Below are 19664 nucleotides of genomic sequence, written 5' to 3'. Positions count from 1 at the left end.
TGTCCCGCGTCAGGATCGTTCGAGAACTGAACCGACAGTGACCATGGCGCCACTCAGTGCTGCCAGGTAGGCGCGGGACACCTCGTAGACGGCGTGTCCGGCGTCGGCGATCACGAACGGTTCGTCGTCCTCGTAGGCGAGCACGGCCCGCAGGGCCGAACCGGCCGGCCCACGGCGCTCCACGAGGGCGTTGCGCACCGTCCGGGAGACGCCGGTCGTGTCGACGAGCTCGTCGTCGCGCATGCCCAGCACGCCGGCGACCCCGGAGAGCAGCCCCACGGTGTAGGCGAGGTCCTCGTGGGCCGGGGAGAGCCGTGCGCAGGCCGAGGCCCGGGCGAGCACCATGGTCAGGGCCTCGGTGTCGACGCTGGTGACCCCGCCGAGGAGCATCAGCACGACCCAGGAGCAGAGCTGCTGGCGCCCGAGCAGGACGATCGCCTGGCGCAGCGAGGTGATCTCGCTCTTGGAGCCGACGGCGGCCGACATGACGGTCTTGAGGACGCGCAGGCTCAGGGCCGGGTCGGAGGCGACGAGATCCTCGATCTCGCGGATCGGGACCTCCGCACCGGTGAGGGCCCGTACCAGGCGGAGGCAGACCAGCTGCGACGGCGTGAGGCTCACGGCCTCCAGCGTCACCGGCCGCTGCAGGCCGTAGCCCTGGAACAGGTCGACACCCGCCTCGCGGCAACGGGTGAACAGCGCGTCGTCCTCGATGCGCTCGACGACGATGAGGGCGGTCGGGGCGTGCTCGCGGGCGAGGGCCAGGACGTCGTCGAAGGTGTCGCCGGCGGCCTCGATGTCGATCTTCACGTAGTCGGCGAGGCCCAGGGCGGGCAGTCGGCCGACCTCGCCGATGAAGTCGTCGATGGCGATCCGGTAGCCCTGGTCCTTGACCCGCCGCAACCCGGCCATGACCTCGTCGTCGACCTCGACGTTCTCGAGGAGTTCGAGGACGACCTGGTGCGGTGAGCAGGGGATCGGGAGTTCGCCCGTGAAGAAGCCGCGGGTGAGGTTGATGAAGAGCAGCTTGTCCCCGGCGATCTGCTCGACGCCGAAGTCGCCGAACGTGGCGCTGATGACCTGCGACGTGGCGTGGTCCTGCTCGGACCCCTCGGCCAGTTCGGCGCTCGCCCGACCGTGGTTGCGGAAGAGCAGTTCGTAGGCCACGAGCTGACGGTCCCGGTCGTAGATCCCCTGGCGGCCGACGCGTACGGGCGCGACGGACCCCGGCAGGTCGTCTGCGTCTGCAGGCGGGGAGGGCCAGTGGCTGCTGGCGGCTTCCCCGTGCGTCGTCACCACGGGCTTCACCTGAGTGTCAACGGCTCGTGCGGCCCGCTCCTGAAGCCTTCGAGCGCGAACCTTGGGCCGAACGAGCGCGTGATCTTCAGCTCCTCGACCCGGTGACGGGGTCAGCTCGCGATCTCGACCGCTCCCACGGCCGTCGTGCGCCCGGCGCCGTAGGTCTCGAACCAGGCCTCGACGACGTCGCGCGCGGACTGGTCGTCGCCGACCAGGAGGGTCGTGCGTCCCAGAGGGCCGGCGGCGAGGGCGTCCACGAGGTGACCGCTCAGACCCGGCGCCAGCAGGAGGTCCTGCGCGGGCAGACCGCGTTGGAGCGACTCGACGGCCACGGCGGCGGCCGTCCCGAAGCGGTCGGCACCCTCGGCGCGGTGCGGCGTCGGCAGGGTGGCGAGAGCCTCCGGGAGGACGCCTTCGGGGCCGCCGACCACGGTCGTCGACGTGGCGCCACGCGCCCGCAGGGCCGCACCGGCGGGGACCGGGTCGGCGTCGTCGACGAGGACCAGGGCCTCACCCAGTCGGGCCGCCGGGCCGGCCGCCGCGAGGGCGTCGACGAGGTGCGCGTCCTCGCCCGAGGCGGCCCAGGCGTGCGTCGCCGTGGGCATGAACGCGGCGACGGCGCGCGAGGTCGCGTACCGGTCGGCGCCGGCGATCCGCTGCACGTCGCCGATCCCGAGCGCCCGCAACCGGTCCGGGGTCGAGGTGGACAGGGCGTCCTCGCCCCCGACGAGCAGGACGGAACGCACCGCGTGCTCGCGCAGGTAGGCGGCGGTGGCGGCGGGGACCTCGTCGCGGGTGGCGAGCAGGACCGGCGCCGCGAGGCTGCGCGCCAGCGGCCCGGCGGACAACGCGTCGACGAGGTGGCGGTCCGCCCCGCTCACGAGGACGGCGACGTCGGCCTCGGGGAACCCGTGCTCGGCCACCGCGACGGCCGTCGCGAACCGGTCCGCGCCGGCGAGGCGGACGACCTCGTTGGGCGTCCCGCTGGGCAGTGGGGCACCCCGGTGGGCCGTGCCGCAGCCCGGGTGCTGCACCGGCGGAGCGGGGGAGCACAGCGGGGTGAGCGTCTCGGAACCGGCCTGGGGCGCCGCGGTGGCCGGAGCGGACCCGACGACGAGGGTGAGCGCCGCGAGCAGGGCGACCGGCAGGGCCCGTGCGGTCCGGGAGCGGTGGATCGGCGTGCGGGTCACAGGGCTCTCCAGGGGGGTCGCAGACCCGACCGCGGCGTCGTCGGGTGTGACCAGTGTGGCAGCTGTGACTCGCTCAGATCGTGGTGCGGTGGAAGTTCTGCGCCGACCGGCTCGGCGTCGGACCGCGCTGACCCTGGTAGTGCGAGCCCGAGCTGCTGCTGCCGTACGGGGTCTCGGCGGGGGAGGACAGCTGGAAGAAGCAGAGCTGCCCGATCTTCATGCCCGGCCACAACGTGATGGGCAGCGTCGCGACGTTGGAGAGCTCCAGCGTCACGTGCCCGGAGAACCCCGCGTCGATGAACCCCGCCGTGGAGTGCGTCAGCAGCCCGAGCCGCCCGAGGCTGCTCTTGCCCTCCAGCCGGGCCGAGATGTCGTCGGGCAGCGACACGACCTCGTACGTCGAGCCGAGCACGAACTCACCCGGGTGCAGGATGAACGGGTCCTCCGCGGGCACCTCGACCAGGCGGGTGAGGTCGGGCTGCTCCTGCGCCGGGTCGATGACGGAGTACTTGTGGTTGTCGAAGAGCCGGAAGTAGCGGTCCAGGCGCACGTCGACGCTGCTCGGCTGGACCATCGAGGGCTCGGACGGTTCGAGGACCACGCGGCCGGAGGCGAGCTGGGCGCGGATGTCGCGGTCGGAGAGCAGCACGGCGTCACGGTACCGTCGGTTGGACCACCTCCCGGTGTCCGTTACGATGGCTGTGCCCGGTCCTCGTGACCGTGTTCGCGGGTGTAGTTCAATGGTAGAACTTCAGCTTCCCAAGCTGATAGTGCGAGTTCGATTCTCGTCACCCGCTCCAGTGCGAAGGCTCAGGTCAGCGGCACGATCGCTGGTCCTGGGCCTTCGTCGTTCCGGGGGACCGTGTGCGCCCCAGCTCCCCCCGCCCTTCCGGCCGTGATCTTGCTGGGAAACCCAGCAAGATCATGATCGGGGGTGGACCTCTTCGGTGCCCGACGCCGTCGTGGCGAGCACGGCCCACGTCGTCTTCCCCGACCCGTCCGCGCCGTTCGTGCCCCGGGACGTCACCGCGGTCACGCCCCACCGCAGGGACAACGCGTCGACCAGGGCCAACCCGCGTCCGGAGGTCGCGTCGTCGGCCGCGGCGCGGGGGTGGGGTCGGGAGGAGCCCGCGTCGGTCACGGACACCGCGAGCACCGGCGCGGACGCGGGTCGGGTGTCACCCGTCAGCAACGACAGGAACGGGGTCGAGGCGTCGACCGTGAGGACGATCCCGCCGCCTCCGTGCCGGACGGCGTTGCCGACCATCTCAGCCGTCACGAGTTCGACCGCGTCCTGCGTGGGGATGTCGAGACCACGTCGACCGCAGACGTCCACGACCCAGTGACGGGCCGTCGTCACCGCCCGGGGGTGCTGTTCGAGTGTCAGGAACTCCACGCCTCGCACCTCTTCGTCCTCGCCCACGCAGCGCTTCGGAGCGGGCGGGGGCGTGGATGGGTGGAACGCGGCGGCGAAGAGGCCGAGAGGGTGACGCGAGGGACCCGTCCCCTCGGCTCATCAACGAGGACGCGCAGCGAGGTGGAGGGACCACTCGAACACGCCGGCGCCGGACGGGAGGCGTAACCTCCCCGACGGACGAGGAAGTCGAGACGCGGAGAGAGAACCCCCCATGGCGTTGCGCGTGCTGTTCATCGGCGGTACCGGGATCATCAGTTCGGCGTGCTCGACGCTCGCCGTCGAACGCGGGATCGACCTCACGATCCTCAACCGGGGCAGCGGCCGGCGGGAGGTTCCTGCCGACGCGAAGGTCCTCACGGCCGACGTCCGTGATCCGGCGGCGGTGCGAGAGGTGCTGGGGGACAGCGAGTTCGACGTCGTCGTCGACTTCGTCGCCTTCACCCCCGACCACGTCCGCGCCGACGTCGAGCAGTTCCGCGGCAAGACCGGGCAGTACGTCTTCATCTCCAGCGCGAGCGCCTACCAGAAACCCGTCGCGCACCTCCCGATCACCGAGTCGACGCCGCTGCACAACCCGTTCTGGCAGTACTCCCGCGACAAGATCGCCTGCGAGGAACTGCTGACCCGGGCCTACCGCGAGGAAGGTTTCCCCGCGTTCGTCGTGCGCCCCAGCCACACCTACGACCGGGCGTCGATCCCGCTCGACGACGGCTGGACGGCCATCGACCGGATGCGTCGCGGGAAGCCCGTCGTCGTGCACGGGGACGGCACGTCGACGTGGGTGCTGACCCACCACACCGACCTCGCGAAAGGTCTCGTCCCGCTCCTCGGGGAACCCGCCGTCGTCGGCGACGCGGTGCACATCACCGGTGACGAGGTCCTCACCTGGGACGGGATCGCGCGCCGGCTGGCGACCGCGGCGGGTGTGGCCGAACCCCGTCTCGTGCACGTCCCCAGCGAAGTCATCGCGCGGGAGACGCCGGGAGGTGCCGCGGGACTGCTGGGGGACAAGGCGCACTCGGTGGTCTTCGACAACACCAAGCTCAAGCGGCTCGTCCCGGGTTTCGCGGCGACGACGTCGTTCGCGGAGGGAGCCCGCGAGATCATCGCCCACCACGACGCGAACCCGGCCCTGCGGGTCGTCGACGACACCGTCGAGACCCGGCAGGACCGGCTGGTGGAACTGTTCGGCTGAGGATCAGTCCTTGAAGGCGTCCTTGACGTGCTCGCCGCGCTGCTTCAGGTCGGCGGCGGCCTGGTCCTTCTGACCCTCGTGGCGCAGGGCGTCGTCGTCCTTCGCCCCGCCGACCGCTTCCTTCGCCTTGCCGGCGACGTCCTGGGCGGCGTTCTTGATCTTGTCCGCAGCGCTCACGGTTCCTCCTCCAGAACACCGGGGAGGTGGCGGACGGACGTCCGCGCGAGCCCGTTCCCGGTGCGGTCACATCGCAGCACGCAGCGGACGTGACCGCACCCGGAGATCAGGAGTTGGCCTTCACCGCTCCGTCGTCGCCCGGGCCGAGACCCGGAGGCAGCTCACCGAAGCTCTTGCGGTACCAGGCGGCGGCCTGGCGTTCGACGATCAGCCGGGTCAGGCCGATGATCGCGCCGGAGGCGAGCGCCCAGACGACGGCTTCCTTCCACGCGACGTCCGGGTCCTCCGGGTTGTCCGGCGGCGGGGACTTGGTCACCGAGACCCACACCTTCTTGGTGACGCGGCTCGCGACAGCCGTCGCGATGATGCCGGCACCGGGGCCGACCAGCTTCCAGACGATCGAACTCATGGCCCGAACCCTGCCCTACAGCAGGTCCAGGAGCCACCCCAGGACCGGCGTGAGGGCGGCGGCGCTCGCCCCGAGGACCGCGATCACGACGATCAGGGTCATCAGCCGGACCGCCCGGGAGGGGCCGCCGTCGGGTCCACGCATCATCCGGAGCACCCGGCCATGGTCGCAGTTCCCCACCGGTGGTCCGGCGGGCGATCCCCGCCCCGATCACGAGTCGGGAGGGAGGACGGGGGTAGTAGGGTCGCGGGACAACGACAGGGGAGCGCCGGGTGGCGCTGAGAGTGCGGGTTCCCGCAGACCCTCGAACCTGATCCGGGTCACACCGGCGTAGGGAGTCGGGACGTCCTCGACCCGCGGCCACGGTGGCGGCGGGTCCCCCTCCTGGACCACAGGAGGACCACCATGAGCACCACCCTCACCCGCTCGCGCGGGACCGCGCACTGGCGCACCGTCGACCTCGTCACCGCCGCCGTCCTCGGCGTCGCGTTCGGCGTCGTCTTCTGGGGCTGGGACGTGCTGTACCTCGCCGTCGAACCGCTGTTCGCGGCGCTGCCGCCGCTCAAGGGCCTCGTCGCCGGGGTCTGGCTGCTGCCGGCCGTCGTCGCCGCCCTCGTGATCCGCCGCCCGGGCGCCGCGCTGCTCGCCGAGATGGTCGCCGCGACCGTCGAGGCGCTGCTCGGCAACTACTGGGGCATCACGACCCTGGTCTCGGGCACGATCCAGGGCGTCGGGGTCGAGATCGCCGTCGCGCTGTTCGCCTGGCGCCGCTTCGGACCGCCCGTCGCCGTCCTCGGCGGGATCCTCGCCGGGGTCCTGGAAGGGCTCTTCGAGCAGTTCTACCGCTACGACGGGACCTGGGACCTCGGCTGGCGCCTCTTCTACGTGGGCACCTTCGCCGTCTCCGGCGCCGTCGTCGCCGGCCTGGGCGGCTGGCTGCTGGTGCGGGGACTGGCCCGTTCCGGCGCGCTCGGTGCCTTCGCCGCCGGCCGCGAGCACCACGGCCGCGCCCGCGACCGTGGCTGACCTGACCCTGCGCGGCCTGACGGTCACCCCCGCGGGGTCCCGTCGACCCGTGGTGGCCGACGTGGACCTCGACCTCCGGCACGGGGAACGGGTCCTGCTCGTGGGGCCCAGCGGGGCGGGCAAGTCGACCGTCCTGCGGGCGCTCGCGGGACTCCTCGAGGACGACGTCGACGCGAACGGCGAGGTCCTGCTCGACGGTCGGGCTCCGCGCGCCGGGGAGGTCGGGCTCCTGGTCCAGGACCCCCTCGACGCCGTCGTCGCCGAGCTCGCCGGCCGGGACACCGCGTTCGGGCCCGAGAACGCCGGCCTGGACCGGTCGCTGATCTGGCAGCGGGTGGCCCGCGCCCACGCGGCCGCCCGCTACACCGCCGGTCGCGACCGCGAGGTCGTCACGCTGTCCGGGGGGGAACGCCAGCGGCTCGCCCTCGCCGGGACGCTGGCCGCCGACCCCGGCGTGCTGCTGCTGGACGAACCCACCTCGATGCTCGACGCCCCCACCGCCCGGGCCGTGCGCGCCGCGGTGCTCGAGGCCGCCCGCGACCGCGGGCTCGTCGTCGTCGACCACGACCTCGCCGGGTGGGCCCCGCACGTCGACCGCGTCGTCGTCCTCGGCCGCGACGGCCGGGTCCGTGCCGACGGCCCCCCGGACCGGGTCCTCGCCGACCCGGCCCTGCTGGCCGACGGGCTCTGGCTGCCCGGGGCTCCCGCCCCGCAGCCGCTCGACCTCCCGGCGGGGCTGCTCCGCCCGGACCTGCACGTCGTGGGAGACGTGCTGCGCGGCAACGGGCTGGGACTGGTCCGCCGCCGCCGTGGACTGCGCCCGACCCCACCCGTCACCGTGCTGCACGACGTGGACGTCACCCTCCGCGCCGGCGTCACGACCCCCCTGACCGGCGACAGCGGGTCGGGGAAGTCCAGCCTGCTGGCCGTCCTCGGCGGGCTCGAGCGCCCCACCGGCGACCTCGTCGCCGCGACCGGGTTCGCCCCCCCGGGACGTCCCGCACCGCACACCTGGCGCTCGCGCGACCTGGCCGCCCGGACCGGGTGGGTCCCGCAGTCCCCGGAGCACTCCTTCCTCGCCACCGACGTCCGGGGCGAGGTCCGGGCGACCCCCCGGGTCCTCGGTCGGGACACCGCCCGGGCCGACGCCCTGCTCGACGTCCTCGGCCTGCGGGAGCGCGCCGACGTCAACCCCTTCCGGCTCTCCGGCGGCGAACAACGACGACTGGCGCTCGCGGCCGCCCTGGCCGCCGGCCCGGCGCTGCTGCTCGCCGACGAACCGAGCGTCGGGCAGGACCGGGGTACCTGGGCCGTCGTCGCGGGACTGCTCGCGGGTGCGGCCCGGGACGGGGCCGCCGTCGCCGTCAGCACGCACGACGCCGGTCTGGTCCACGCCGTCGCCACGGGCGCCGGGGTCCACCTCGTCGCCGGTCGCAGCTCGCGCGGGGCGGCGGCGGCGTGAAGGACGGTGAAGTCCTCCACAGCGATGTCCACAGGACTGTGCACACACCTGTGGACAAGGTTGTGGGACTGCACCCCACACCTGTGGACGACGGGGTTCCACCGACGGCCGCGCAACGGCGCAGCGCCGGTCCCGGGCCTCTCGTCCGGCACTGCGGACCCCTGCCGCTGCTGGCCGTCGGGGTGCTCTGCGCCGTCGGCGCCTTCGCCGTCCAGGAGTGGTGGCAGGCGGCCGGAGCCCTTGCCGTGCAACTGCTCTGCCTCCCGCTCGTCGTCGGTGACCGGCGCGCGTTCCTGGTGCGGTCGTTGCCGCTGCTGGTCGCCGCGGTCTCCGTCGGGTGGTCCACGGTCGTCGCCGGCAGCAGTGCCGAACCCCTGTGGACGGCGTTGACGGCGTCCCTGCGCCTGCTCGTGCTCGTCCTCCCCGGTGCGCTCCTGCTCGGCTGGATCGACCCGGCCGAGGCCGGCGACCACCTCGCCCAGCGGCTCCGGCTGCCCGGACGCGTCGTCGTGGCCGTCGTGACCGCCCTCGGTCAGCTCGACACCCTCGCCGCGTCCTGGGCGCAGATCGCCGCCGCCCGCCGGGTCCGCGGGTTCGGCCCCGGACGGGGCCCGCTGTCGCGCTCGCGGTGGTCGGCCTCGACGGCGTTCGGGTTGCTCGTCGACGCGGTGCGGCGGGCGGGACGGACGTCCGTCGCGATGGACGCCCGGGGGTTCGCCGGCGACACGGCGCTGCGCCGCAGCTGGGCGCTGCCCGCTCCCTGGCGACGCGCGGACACCGTCCTGGTGATCGTCGGGGTGGTCGTCGCCGCCCTGCCGCTGGTGCTCCGGCTGGTGGGGGGAGCGTTCGTCACGTCGGTGGGCTGAGTGTCGGGCTGAGCCTCAGGTGAGGTCCCACAGGTCGGCGAGCATCCCGCCGTCGGGAGTGTGTCGCTGCGGCGCGGGGGAGTCGAGGACGACCAGCAGTTGAGCCACGGTCCCGGTGACGTCGGCGGGGAGGAGGGTGATCCCCTCGGGGTGGTCCTCGCCCTGGCCGTGCGGGAGGTCCAGGACCACCGGGAGCTCCGCGGCCCGGACGACGTCGGCGGCCTCGGTCACGCACCCGCCGATCCAGCGGTGCACGCGCACCGGTCCCGAGAGACCCATCGAGGGGCCGCTGAGCACGAGCAGGTCGTCCCCGTCGGGGCAGAGGTCGCGGATGCCGAGGCCTCGCAGGTCGAGCAGGTGCAGCCGGTAGGTCGTGCCGTCCGCGAACTCCTCCAGGACGAGGCGGCCCGGGTTCCTGCGGTGGGTGCGGGGGCGCAGTTCCAGCAGGACCGCCCAGCCGCGCAGCACCGGCCCGCGCAGACCGACCCAGAGCCGGTCGCCGTCGGGGGAGTGGTGGACGGCGATGCCCTCGATGTCGAGGCCGTTGTCCTTCGAGGGGATCGCGAGGAACGGTGCGATGAGGTCGTCGTCGGCGAGGTGGGTGCTCAGGTCGTCGTCGTGGGCCCCGAGGACGGCCGCGGTGCGGGTCTCGCCGTCGACGTCGACCTCGCGGGCGGGGAGGCCGGTCGCCGGGTCGATCGGCAGTCGGACGAGGACGAACCGGTTGGGTTCGCGCACGACCCGGCCGAGGCGCCGGCGGGCCTTGTCGTCGTGGTCGCGGATCCGCTTGCGCTTCAGGCTGTGCGAACCGACGGCCCACAGCCAGGGGCCGCTGCGGGCCAGGCCCTCGACGTCGGCCTCCTCGTCGTGCGGTCCGGGCAGGTCGACGAGTTCGGCCAGGGGAACGCTGACCTGACGGTCGTAGCCCTGGACCCGGCCGTCCTCGACGACGGCCGTCAGCCGTTCGACCGTGGCGGTCTCGTCGCCCGCCACCCAGAGGTGGGGGCCGTCGGCGCGGACGGCGGAGAGGTTCACGTGGGTCATCCCGGCCTTCGACGCCTCGTCGAAGTGCAGGGGCAGCCGGCGCAGGGGTTCCACGTCCTGAGAGCGAACGGTTCTCCCCCCGAGTTCCCCCGTCGGGAACAAGACCCCCTCCTCGTGAGTTGAGCCCATCAGACTCAAGTTGCCGACGTTCCGGCTTGACAGATCCGGGGCGTTGGGCAGACTTGAGTGGAGAACGCTCAACACTCACCCAGCGCAGGAAGAGGGCTTCAAGCCATGGCACGTGCGGTCGGCATCGACCTCGGGACCACCAACTCCGTCGTCTCCGTCCTGGAGGGCGGCGAACCGACGGTCATCGCGAACGCCGAGGGTGGGCGCACCACGCCCTCCGTCGTCGCCTTCGCCAAGAACGGTGAGGTGCTGGTCGGCGAGATCGCCAAGCGCCAGGCCGTCACCAACATCGACCGCACCGTCCGCTCGGTCAAGCGTGAGGTCGGCACCAACTGGACGACCACGATCGACGACAAGAAGTACACCCCGCAGGAGATCAGCGCCCGCGTGCTGCAGAAGCTCAAGCGCGACGCGGAGAGCTACCTCGGCGAGGCCGTCACCGACGCCGTCATCACCGTCCCCGCGTACTTCAACGACGCGCAGCGCCAGGCCACCAAGGAGGCCGGTGAGATCGCGGGCCTCAACGTCCTGCGCATCATCAACGAGCCCACTGCCGCCGCTCTCGCCTACGGGCTCGAGAAGGGCAAGGAGGACGAGCTCATCCTCGTCTTCGACCTCGGTGGCGGCACCTTCGACGTCTCCCTCCTCGAGGTCGGCAAGGACGAGGACGGGTTCTCCACCATCCAGGTCCGCGCCACCTCCGGTGACAACCACCTCGGTGGCGACGACTGGGACCAGCGCGTCGTCGACCACCTGCTCAAGAAGGTCTCCAGCGCCTACGGCATCGACCTGTCCAAGGACAAGATCGCGATGCAGCGTCTGCGCGAGTCCGCCGAGCAGGCCAAGAAGGAACTCTCGACGGCCACCAGTACCGGCATCTCCCTGCAGTACCTCTCGATGAGCGAGAACGGCCCCGTCCACCTGGACGAGACGCTGACCCGCGCCCAGTTCGAGCAGATGACCCAGGACCTGCTGGACCGCACCAAGAAGCCGTTCCACGACGTCATCAAGGACGCCGACGTCAAGCTCGCCGACATCCACCACGTCGTGCTCGTCGGTGGTTCCACCCGCATGCCGGCCGTGACCAATGCCGTCAAGGAACTGCTCGGCGGCAAGGAGCCCAACAAGGGCGTCAACCCGGACGAGGTCGTCGCCATCGGCGCCGCGCTGCAGGCCGGTGTCCTCAAGGGCGAGCGCAAGGACGTCCTGCTCATCGACGTCACCCCGCTCTCCCTGGGCATCGAGACCAAGGGCGGGATCATGACCAAGCTCATCGAGCGCAACACCGCGATCCCGACCAAGCGCTCCGAGGTGTTCACCACCGCCGACGACAACCAGCCCTCGGTCCTCATCCAGGTGTTCCAGGGTGAGCGCGAACTGGCCCGCGACAACAAGCCGCTCGGCACGTTCGAGCTGACCGGCATCGCCCCCGCCCCGCGTGGTGTGCCGCAGGTCGAGGTCACCTTCGACATCGACGCCAACGGCATCGTGCACGTGAACGCGAAGGACCGCGGCACGGGCAAGGAGCAGTCGATGACCATCTCCGGCGGCAGCGCGCTGTCGAAGGAGGACATCGACCGCATGGTCAAGGACGCCGAGGCGCACGCGAACGAGGACAAGCAGCGCCGCGAGGAGGCCGAGGCCCGCAACCAGGCCGAGGGTCTCGTCTACCAGACCGAGAAGTTCGTGGCGGACAACTCCGACAAGCTCCCCGAGGACGGCAAGGCGAAGGTCGAAGCCGCTGTCGCGGAACTGAAGACCGCCCTCGCCGGCACCGACGCGGCCGAGATCAAGGCCAAGTCCGACGTCGTCGCGCAGGCCTCGCAGGAACTCGGCTCCGCGATGTACGCGGCGGCCCAGTCCGAGGGTTCCGCCGACGCGGGCGCCTCCGCCCAGGGGTCGTCGTCCTCCAACGACGAGGACGTGGTGGACGCCGAGGTCGTCGACGACGAGAAGGACAAGTGATGGCGGAGGACCACCAGCAGGACGAATCCGTCGTGGTCCGCGACAACCGCAGGCTCGACCCGGAGACGGGTGAGGTCCGGGGCGCTCCCGCGGCCGAACCCGCTCCGGCCGCGCCCACCGTGGGCGGCCCGAACGACGGCGCGGCCGAGGCCGACCTCGACGCGGCGCAGAGCCTCGCGGCCCAGCGCCTCGACGAGCTCCAGCGGCTGAACGCGGAGTACGCGAACTACCGCAAGCGCGTCGAACGCGACCGCGACGTCGCCAAGAACACGGCGCTCGCGGGCGTGGCCGAGTCGCTGCTGCCGGTCCTCGACGACGTCCACCTCGCGCGGCAGCACGGCGACCTCACCGGTCCGTTCGTCGCCATCGCCGACAAGCTCGAGGCGACGCTCACGCGGTTCGGCCTCGAGCGCTACGGGGAGGCCGGGGAACCGTTCGACCCGGCCGTCCACGAGGCGCTCATGCACAGCCACTCCGACGAGTACGAGGTCGCGACGTGCGTCCAGATCCTCCAGCCGGGGTACCGGTTCGCGGAACGGGTGCTGCGTCCGGCCCGCGTCGCGGTGGCCGACCCGCAGGGATGAACTCGACCAGGTCTGAGGAGGGGGGACGTTCGTGAGCATGCAGGACTGGGCGGAGAAGGACTTCTACGCCGTTCTCGGCGTCGCCCACGACGCGGACACGGCGGAGATCAAGAAGGCCTACCGCAAGAAGGCCCGGACGCTGCACCCGGACGCCAACCCGGGTGACGCGGCCGCCGAGGCGAGGTTCAAGGAGGTCGGGGAGGCGTACGCGATCCTCTCCGACCCCGAGCAGCGCCGGCAGTACGACGGTGTCCGCGCGATGGTCGGCGGCGGGGCCAGGTTCTCCTCCGGGGGTTCCGGGCCCGGCGCGGCCGGTGGCGGCGCGGGGTTCGAGGACCTCCTCGGCGGCCTGTTCAACCAGGGCGGCGGGCGTGCCCCCGGCGGGGTGCGCTTCGGCACCCCCGGTGGGGGTTCCGCGGGTGGTTTCGAGGACCTGCTCGGGGGGTTGTTCGGTCAGGGCGGTGGCGCGGGGTTCCCGGGCGGTCAGGCTCCGCCGCAGCGCGGTCAGGACCTCGAGGCCTCGGCCCGGGTGTCCTTCCGTGACGCCCTCGACGGCAAGACCGTGTCGCTGCGGGTCCCCGACCCGCGCGGCGGCCCGGCCCGCAACGTCAACGTCCGGCTGCCCCAGGGTGTCCGGGACGGGCAGAAGGTCCGCCTGCGCGGCAAGGGGATGCCCGGCCCCGGCGGCACGGCGGGCGACCTGCTGGTCGCCGTGAACGTCGAACCGCACCCGGTGTTCAAGCGGGACGGTGACGACCTGCGGATGACTCTGCCGGTCTCCTTCGACGAGGCCGTGCTGGGCGCGACCGTCGAGGTCCCGACCCTGGACGGCGTGGCCGTCAAGGTGAAGGTTCCGGCGGGAACCCCGTCGGGACGGTCGTTGCGGCTCAAGGGCCGCGGTGTCAAGCGGTCACGCACGGACGACGACCGGGGCGACCTGTTCGTCACCCTCGACGTCGTCGTGCCGCAACGTGTCGACGGGGCGGTGCGCGAGGCCGTCGAGGCGTTCGCCGCGGCCACCGCCGGCGAGGACCCGCGGGCCGGTCTCGCCGACCGCGCCCGCAGCTGACCCACCCCGTTCCACCCGTGATCCCGCTGGGAAACCCAGCGGGACCACGGGTGGAGAGGGCCGAGACGAGAGGAGAGGGAGTGTGTACGACGACGACACCGCGTTGTTCGTGATCTCGGTCGCGGCCGAACTCGCGGGCATGCACCCGCAGACGCTGCGTCAGTACGACCGCCTCGGCCTCGTCTCGCCCAGCCGGGCGCGGGGCCGCGGGCGGCGCTACTCCGCCCGCGACGTCGCGCAGCTGCGCGAGGTGCAACGGCTGTCCCAGGAGGACGGCGTGAACCTCGCGGGCATCAAACGCATCATGGACCTGGAGAACCACGTGCTGGCCCTCGGTCAGCGGGTCGAGGAACTCGAGGCCGAGGTGGCGCTCGTGCGGTCCCAGGCGCGGCGGATCTTCGCGGCCGGGATGGCCGGGGACATCGTCGCGACCCCGATGGGTCGTCGCCCTGAGTCACAGCGTTCCAACGCCCTGGTGGTGTGGCGGCCTGAACCCCGCCGTTGACCCGGCCCCCGCCCCCGGTGTGGGGCATGATCTGGCCGTGACGTCATCGCCGACCGGTTCCACGGTCCTCGCCATCGGGTCCTACACCTCCGCCACCGGGGGCCGCGGTCAGGGCATCACGCTGGTGCCGCGCGACCCGTCCTCCGGCCGGCTCGGCCGTCCCGGTCACGTCGCCGACTGCGCTTCACCCTCCTTCCTCGCGACCGGAGCTCCCGGTCTCGTGCACGCGGCCCACGAGGTCGACGAGGGTTTCGTCTCCACCCGCCGCTACGACGGCGGCCGCTGGGAACTGCTCGGTGAACAGTCCAGCGGGGGTTCGTCGCCCTGCCACCTCACCGTGACGCCCGACGTCGTGCTCGCCGCGAACTACGGCGGGGGCGTCGGGGTCCTCGGTCTGACCGGGGGAGTCGTCACCGGACTGCGACAGACATTGCACGGCAACGGTTCCGGTCCGGACCGCGAACGCCAGGAGGCGTCGCACCCGCACTCCACGCGGCTGCTGGCGCCGGACGCGTTCGCCGTCCTCGACCTCGGGACCGACGAGGTCCGGGTCCACACCCTCGGCGCGGACGGCGCCTCGCCCGACCCGGTGCAGGTCGTCGACCTGGCGCCGGGGACCGGGCCGCGGCACGCCGTCGTCGACGCCGGCCGGGTCCACGTCGCGGGTGAACTCGACGCGAGCGTCACCTCGTTCACGCTGCGGGAGGGCCGGTTGTCCGACCCCGTCCGCACCTCCGCGCTGGTCGGCTCCGGCGACGAACCCGTGTACCCCTCGGAGATCGCGCTCGCGCCGTGGGGTCTCGTCGTCGCCAACCGCAGCGCCGACGTCATCACCTTGTTCGAGGTCGTCGACGGCGTCCCCCGTGCCGTGCGCGACGTGACGATCGGGGTCGCGAACCCCCGCCACGTCCTGGTGATCGGCCACCACCTCTACGTCGCCGCCCAGGACTCCGACGCCGTCGTGCACCTCACGCTGGACGACGACCTGACCGTCGTCGACCGTTCGGTCGTGGAGGTCGGCTCGCCGACGTACGTGCTGCCCCTCTGAGCCCACTGGACCGCGCCCGTCCGCCGCGGCAGGCTGGTGCGCAACGAAAGGGGGTTCCGGTGGCGTCGGACGAGGAAGTGCTCACCGGTGGTGGGGTCAACGAGGTGGTCCGCACGGGGGACGCCGTACGTCGTCCCACCGGCCCCCACACCCCGAGGGTCCACGAGTTGTTGCGCCGTCTCGAGGACTTCGCCCCCGTTCCCCGGGTCCGCGGGCTCGTCGACGGTTTCGAGTTCCTCGACTTCCTGCCCGGGACCGTCCCGAACTACCCGGTCGGTGACGAGGCGGCCTCCCGGACGGCCCTCCTGAGCGCTGCGGAACTCCTGCGCGACTACCACCGGGCGACGGCGGTCTTCGCCGCGGAACTCCCGCGCGACGGGTGGCTGTTCCCCGCGCAGGACCCCGTCGAGGTCGTCTGCCACGGCGACTTCGCCCCGCACAACTGCGTGCTGCAGGGGGAACGCGTCACGGGGCTGATCGACTTCGACACCGCACGACCGGGTCCACGCCGCACCGACCTCGGTGTCGCCGTCTACCGCTGGGTGCCGCTCTCGGACCCCGGCCACGACGGCGTCCGACCCGGCACCGCGGAACAGGCCACCCGGCTGGCGGAGTTCTGCGACGCCTACGGGGCGACGGCGGCGGACCGGGCCGGCGTCGTCGACGCCGTGCTCGAACACCTCGACCTGCTCGTGCGGTACATGCACGAGCAGGCCGCCGCGGGCAGCGCCGCGTTCGCGTCCCACGTCGCCGACGGCCACGACCGGCTCTACGTCCGGGACGACGCCCACGTGCGGGCGAACCGGTCAGCGTTCGAGGACGCGATCCTGCGCTGACGTGAGCGGCAGCGCGTCGGAGATCCGGGTGGGGGTGGACGTCAGGCGATGGCCTGCGCGAACAGCGGCACCGCGTGGTCGAGGGCGTAGCCGAGGCCCAGGGTGGTCCCGCTGGAGAACGCGTTGGCCTGGGTGGTGTCGTCGAACACCACGATGCGCCCGTCCCGGGTGGCCTGCAGGTTCTGGATCCCCGGGTTCGCGGTGATCTCCGCCGTCGTGGCGCCGATGGGGAACACGACCACGAGGTCGGCCTCGAGCTGGTCGAGCTGCTCGTCGGAGAGCGACACGTAGAAGCTGGCGTCGGTGGAGAGCGCCTGCACCGTCGGGCTCTGGGTGAAACCGAGTTCGGTCATGAAGTCGACGCGACTGTCGCCGGTGACGTAGGCGCCGAAGGCACCGGAGAAGAACGCGGCGACGGAGACGGTCTTGCCCGCGAACCCGGGGTTCGCCGCCGCGACGTCCTTGAACTTCGCCTCGAGGTCGGCGATCAGCTTCGCGCCCGCGTCGCTCGTGCCGAGGGCGGCGGAGACGAGTTCCACCTGGTCCTGCCAGGAAGTGCCGTACGTGACCTTCTGGCCGGGCGGCGGACCGACCGTGGGGGCGATCTGCTTCAGCTCGTCCTGCTGGGCCTGGGCGTTGCTCTGCCGGGTGTTGAGGATGACGTCGGGGGTCAGCGCGGCGACGGCCTCGTAGCTGAGTTCGGTGGTGCCCAGCACCTCGGGGGTCTGCTTCACCAGGTCGCTCGCCCAGGGGCCGACGCCGTCGCCCCCGAAGGCCAGCCAGTCGGAGGTGCCGACGACCTGACCCCCCAGGGCCAGCACGGTCTCCATGTCTCCCCAGCCGAGCGCGACGACGTTCTTCGGGTTCGCGGGGACCTCCACGGCGCCGAAGAGGGTGTCGATCGAGGTGGTCGAGGACGCCGTCCCGGAGCTGCTCGCGGAGGCGCCCGCGTCGTCGGACGAGCCGCAGGCGGCGAGGGCGGTGAGACCCGCGACGGACGTGCCGGCGAGCAGGGTGCGGCGGGACAGCGACGGCACGGAGGCTCCGATCGGGGGGACCACCCCAGCGGATGCGACTGAGGACAGCCTGACCATACCCGACCGGCATCCCGTCGGCAGAGCGCGCGGGCCCCCCGGCGGGTGGCCCGCGCGCTCGTCGTCAGTGCGCCCCGAGCACCGCGGCCACCTCGGGGATGCGGTCGACGTAGCCGTCGAGGAGCTTGCGCCCGACCGTCACCGAGTCCACGAGCGGGTGCAGGGCGAACGCCTGCAGCGCCTCGTTCCGGTCGCCGGTCAGGGCGGCCGCGATGGTGTGCCGTTCGACGGCCTTCACCTGCTGCATGAGGCCCAACTGGTGCAGGGAGGGGGCGGACGTGGTCAGCGGGTGGACCCCGTTGGCGTCGACCGTGGTCGGGACCTCGACGACCGCGTCGTCGGGCATCCCGGCGATGGTTCCCCGGTTGCGGACGTTGAGGATCATCGTCGCGCGCTCGTTGCGGGTGATGGCGGCCATCACGCCCAGCGCGACGCCCGCGTAGCCCTGGTGCGAGGGGTCGGTCTCGACCTGGTCGGTGTGCACGGGTTTCCCCTGCTCGCCGCCCTTGGCCTCGGCCATGTAGCTCGCGCTGCGCGCGGTCACCGTCTCGCGCCAGAACGCCGCGGCGTCGGCGCCCTTGGACCGGACCTCGCGGTAGAAGCTGTCCTGGGTCTCGAGCAGGAACTCCCCGCGGGTCGTGCCCGAGTCGACGATCGCCCGCACCGCGTCACGGGTGAAGTAGTAGTAGTAGAGGTACTCGTTCGGGATGAGGCCCATGGTGCGCAGCCACTCCGGCCCGAAGACGATGCCCTCCTCGAGGACCGAGAGCTTCTCGTCGTCGGCGAGCAGGGTCGGGAGCACGTCCACCCCGTCGTACAGGACCCGGCGCATCCACCCGAGGTGGTTCAGGCCGACGTAGTCCATCTGGACGCGGCGGTGGTCCAGGCCGAGGACACCCGCCACGCGACGTCCCAGACCCGACGGGGTGTCGCAGATCCCGAGGACCCGGTCACCCAGGACGCCCTGCATGGCCTCCGTGATGATCCCGGCCGGGTTGGTGAAGTTCAGGAAGTAGGCGTTCGGAGCCAGTTCGCGGACCTTGTGCGCGATGTCGACCATGAACGGGACGGTCCGCAGGGCGTAGGCCAACCCGCCCGGACCGGTCGTCTCCTGACCGATGACGTTCAGGTCCAACGCGACCCGCTCGTCGCAGCAACGGGCGGCGAGACCGCCCACACGCACTGCGGCGAAGATGAAGTCGCTCACCGCCAGCGCCTGGTCCAGGGAGGTCGTCGGCACCAGCCGGGGCGCGTCGGGGAACTCCCGGGCGAACTGGGACAGGACGAGGACCATGCCGTCGAGGCGGTCCTGGTCGGTGTCGTACAGGGCCACCTCCTCCACCCGCGGGGTTCCCTGGTCGCGCAGGAGGGCCTGGTAGACGTAGGGGGTTCGGAACCCGCCGCCGCCGAGGATGCAGAGCTTCACGTGATGATCACCTTTCCGCCGGCATCGCGGCAGAGTTGGAGGGGGGCGGGGTCGGCGCCCTCGGTCGTGATGAGGACGTCGACCTCGCTGACGGAGCACAGCCGCAGGGAGCCGGTGCCCGGGAACTTGGTCTCGGTGGCCAGGAGGACGACCTTTTCGGCGGCCTCGATCATGGCGCGTTTGACGGGTTCCTCGACCGCCATGTCGTCCACCACGCGACCGTTGTTGCGCACTCCGGTGCAACTCAGGAGGACGGTGTCCGCGTTGAGGTGACTCAGCACCTGGCGGGTCACCGAGCCGACGAGGCTCTGGTGGTTGCGCCGCACGACGCCGCCGAGCAGCACGAGCCGGACGGCGTCGTCGTCGCGCAGGACGTCGAAGACGGCGAGGTTGGAGGTGATGACGGTGAGGTCGCGCCCCCGGAGGAGTTCGGCCACCAGCGGGGTCGTCGTCCCGACGTCGAGGATGACGACGTCGCCGTCGTCGATGGAGGCCGCGGCCGCGGCGGCGACGCGTTCCTCCAGTGGGCGGTCGGTCGTGGCGACGAGGTCGAGGGGGCGTTCGCGGTTCTCGCTGCCCCCCTCGAAGGACGCGGCGCCGGTCGCCGGCTGGGGTCGCAGGACCTCCGCCCGCAGAGCCTCGCCCGCGGTCCGGTCCTCGAGGGCGATGGCGCCACCGTAGGTGCGGACCAGTTCGCCGTCCTCGTCGAGCACCTGCAGGTCGCGGCGGATCGTCGACTCGCTCACCTCCATCCGCTCGGCGAGGTCACGCACGCTCGTCGCGCCCTCGTGGTCCACCGCGTAGAGGATGCGTCGGCGCCGCTCAGCGGAGATCACCGCATCACGGTAGGACGTTCGCGCGAACTTGACCAGACTCGTGCAGAGAACGCCGAGATCGTCAGGTCACGGCCGGAAGGTCGGCAA

Annotated in this window: 21 protein-coding genes, 1 tRNA gene and 1 riboswitch; of the genes, 11 read left to right on the top strand and 11 right to left on the bottom strand. The window is 72.3% G+C overall.

Annotated elements, in window-relative coordinates; translation table 11 throughout:
• Positions 1-9 precede the first annotated feature (9 nt).
• The 3 genes from OG218_RS11275 to dcd form a co-directional block, all read right to left on the bottom strand.
• Positions 10-1299 (bottom strand): EAL and HDOD domain-containing protein, encoded by a 1290-nt coding sequence (locus OG218_RS11275; RefSeq protein WP_328293313.1) that lies wholly within the window; start codon positions 1297-1299, stop codon positions 10-12.
• Between the two features lie 110 nt (positions 1300-1409).
• Positions 1410-2489, bottom strand: a complete 1080-nt coding sequence (locus tag OG218_RS11270) for a cell wall-binding repeat-containing protein (RefSeq protein WP_328293312.1) — start codon at positions 2487-2489, stop codon at positions 1410-1412.
• 73 nt (positions 2490-2562) lie between these two features.
• Positions 2563-3138, bottom strand: a complete 576-nt coding sequence (dcd, locus tag OG218_RS11265) for a dCTP deaminase (RefSeq protein ID WP_328293311.1) — start codon at positions 3136-3138, stop codon at positions 2563-2565.
• A gap of 77 nt (positions 3139-3215) precedes the next feature.
• Here dcd and OG218_RS11260 point away from each other — a divergent pair.
• A tRNA-Gly gene (locus tag OG218_RS11260) sits at positions 3216-3289 on the top strand.
• Positions 3290-3411: 122 nt separating this feature from the next.
• Here OG218_RS11260 and OG218_RS11255 read toward each other — a convergent pair.
• A complete protein-coding gene (locus OG218_RS11255; protein WP_328293310.1) occupies positions 3412-3885 on the bottom strand; it encodes an ATP-binding protein in 474 nt (157 codons plus the stop codon).
• A gap of 232 nt (positions 3886-4117) precedes the next feature.
• Between OG218_RS11255 and OG218_RS11250 the strand changes: the two genes are divergently transcribed.
• Positions 4118-5101 carry an NAD-dependent epimerase/dehydratase family protein gene (locus tag OG218_RS11250; RefSeq protein ID WP_328293309.1) on the top strand — a complete coding sequence of 328 codons (984 nt, stop codon included), beginning with the start codon at positions 4118-4120 and terminating at the stop codon, positions 5099-5101.
• A gap of 3 nt (positions 5102-5104) precedes the next feature.
• Here OG218_RS11250 and OG218_RS11245 read toward each other — a convergent pair whose 3' ends face one another.
• The 3 genes from OG218_RS11245 to OG218_RS11235 all read right to left on the bottom strand — a co-directional run bounded on the left by OG218_RS11245 (position 5105) and on the right by OG218_RS11235 (position 5843).
• Positions 5105-5278, bottom strand: coding sequence for a CsbD family protein (locus OG218_RS11245; RefSeq protein ID WP_328293308.1), 174 nt, complete (start codon positions 5276-5278; stop codon positions 5105-5107).
• A 106-nt stretch (positions 5279-5384) separates the two neighbouring features.
• Entirely contained in the window at positions 5385-5687 is a 303-nt protein-coding gene (locus OG218_RS11240) for a DUF4235 domain-containing protein (RefSeq protein ID WP_328293307.1), read from the bottom strand.
• Positions 5688-5702: 15 nt separating this feature from the next.
• On the bottom strand, positions 5703-5843 hold the full coding sequence (locus tag OG218_RS11235) for a hypothetical protein (protein ID WP_328293306.1): 141 nt from the start codon (positions 5841-5843) through the stop codon (positions 5703-5705).
• Between the two features lie 93 nt (positions 5844-5936).
• Positions 5937-6041, top strand: a riboswitch (TPP riboswitch).
• A 51-nt stretch (positions 6042-6092) separates the two neighbouring features.
• Between OG218_RS11235 and OG218_RS11230 the strand changes: the two genes are divergently transcribed.
• The 3 genes from OG218_RS11230 to OG218_RS11220 all read left to right on the top strand — a co-directional run bounded on the left by OG218_RS11230 (position 6093) and on the right by OG218_RS11220 (position 9041).
• A complete protein-coding gene (locus tag OG218_RS11230; RefSeq protein WP_328293305.1) occupies positions 6093-6713 on the top strand; it encodes an ECF transporter S component in 621 nt (206 codons plus the stop codon).
• A complete protein-coding gene (locus OG218_RS11225) occupies positions 6706-8175 on the top strand; it encodes an ABC transporter ATP-binding protein (protein ID WP_328293304.1) in 1470 nt (489 codons plus the stop codon). The genes OG218_RS11230 and OG218_RS11225 overlap by 8 nt, the downstream gene beginning before the upstream one ends.
• Before the next feature lie 62 nt (positions 8176-8237).
• The gene (locus OG218_RS11220) at positions 8238-9041 is read left to right on the top strand and encodes an energy-coupling factor transporter transmembrane component T family protein (RefSeq protein WP_328293303.1); all 804 of its coding nucleotides are present in this window, start codon (positions 8238-8240) and stop codon (positions 9039-9041) included.
• Positions 9042-9056: 15 nt separating this feature from the next.
• Here OG218_RS11220 and OG218_RS11215 read toward each other — a convergent pair whose 3' ends face one another.
• Positions 9057-10085, bottom strand: coding sequence for a DUF3616 domain-containing protein (locus OG218_RS11215; RefSeq protein ID WP_442906491.1), 1029 nt, complete (start codon positions 10083-10085; stop codon positions 9057-9059).
• Positions 10086-10319: 234 nt separating this feature from the next.
• On the opposite strand from OG218_RS11215, the gene dnaK reads away from it, so the two are divergent.
• The 6 genes from dnaK (at position 10320) to OG218_RS11185 (ending at position 16221) form a co-directional block, all read left to right on the top strand.
• On the top strand, positions 10320-12179 hold the full coding sequence (gene dnaK / locus OG218_RS11210) for a molecular chaperone DnaK (protein WP_328293301.1): 1860 nt from the start codon (positions 10320-10322) through the stop codon (positions 12177-12179).
• A complete protein-coding gene (gene grpE / locus OG218_RS11205; RefSeq protein WP_328293300.1) occupies positions 12179-12763 on the top strand; it encodes a nucleotide exchange factor GrpE in 585 nt (194 codons plus the stop codon). The genes dnaK and grpE overlap by 1 nt, the downstream gene beginning before the upstream one ends.
• Positions 12764-12794: 31 nt before the next feature.
• Complete coding sequence (locus OG218_RS11200; protein ID WP_442906384.1) at positions 12795-13832, top strand: DnaJ C-terminal domain-containing protein; 1038 nt, start codon at positions 12795-12797, stop codon at positions 13830-13832.
• Between the two features lie 82 nt (positions 13833-13914).
• Positions 13915-14337, top strand: coding sequence for a heat shock protein transcriptional repressor HspR (locus tag OG218_RS11195; protein WP_328293299.1), 423 nt, complete (start codon positions 13915-13917; stop codon positions 14335-14337).
• 37 nt (positions 14338-14374) lie between these two features.
• Positions 14375-15385, top strand: a complete 1011-nt coding sequence (locus tag OG218_RS11190; protein WP_328293298.1) for a beta-propeller fold lactonase family protein — start codon at positions 14375-14377, stop codon at positions 15383-15385.
• Between the two features lie 59 nt (positions 15386-15444).
• Complete coding sequence (locus OG218_RS11185) at positions 15445-16221, top strand: aminoglycoside phosphotransferase family protein (RefSeq protein ID WP_328293297.1); 777 nt, start codon at positions 15445-15447, stop codon at positions 16219-16221.
• Between the two features lie 41 nt (positions 16222-16262).
• Here OG218_RS11185 and OG218_RS11180 read toward each other — a convergent pair whose 3' ends face one another.
• The 3 genes from OG218_RS11180 to OG218_RS11170 all read right to left on the bottom strand — a co-directional run bounded on the left by OG218_RS11180 (position 16263) and on the right by OG218_RS11170 (position 19577).
• The gene (locus OG218_RS11180) at positions 16263-17282 is read right to left on the bottom strand and encodes an iron-siderophore ABC transporter substrate-binding protein (protein ID WP_328293296.1); all 1020 of its coding nucleotides are present in this window, start codon (positions 17280-17282) and stop codon (positions 16263-16265) included.
• A 97-nt stretch (positions 17283-17379) separates the two neighbouring features.
• On the bottom strand, positions 17380-18741 hold the full coding sequence (locus OG218_RS11175; protein ID WP_328293295.1) for a 6-phospho-beta-glucosidase: 1362 nt from the start codon (positions 18739-18741) through the stop codon (positions 17380-17382).
• Positions 18738-19577 carry a DeoR/GlpR family DNA-binding transcription regulator gene (locus OG218_RS11170; protein ID WP_328293294.1) on the bottom strand — a complete coding sequence of 280 codons (840 nt, stop codon included), beginning with the start codon at positions 19575-19577 and terminating at the stop codon, positions 18738-18740. The genes OG218_RS11175 and OG218_RS11170 overlap by 4 nt, the downstream gene beginning before the upstream one ends.
• Between the last annotated feature and the right edge of the window lie 87 nt (positions 19578-19664).

The organism is Kineococcus sp. NBC_00420, assembly GCF_036021035.1.
GTDB lineage: Bacteria > Actinomycetota > Actinomycetes > Actinomycetales > Kineococcaceae > Kineococcus.
This window is presented reverse-complemented; position numbering and strand designations above follow the sequence as displayed.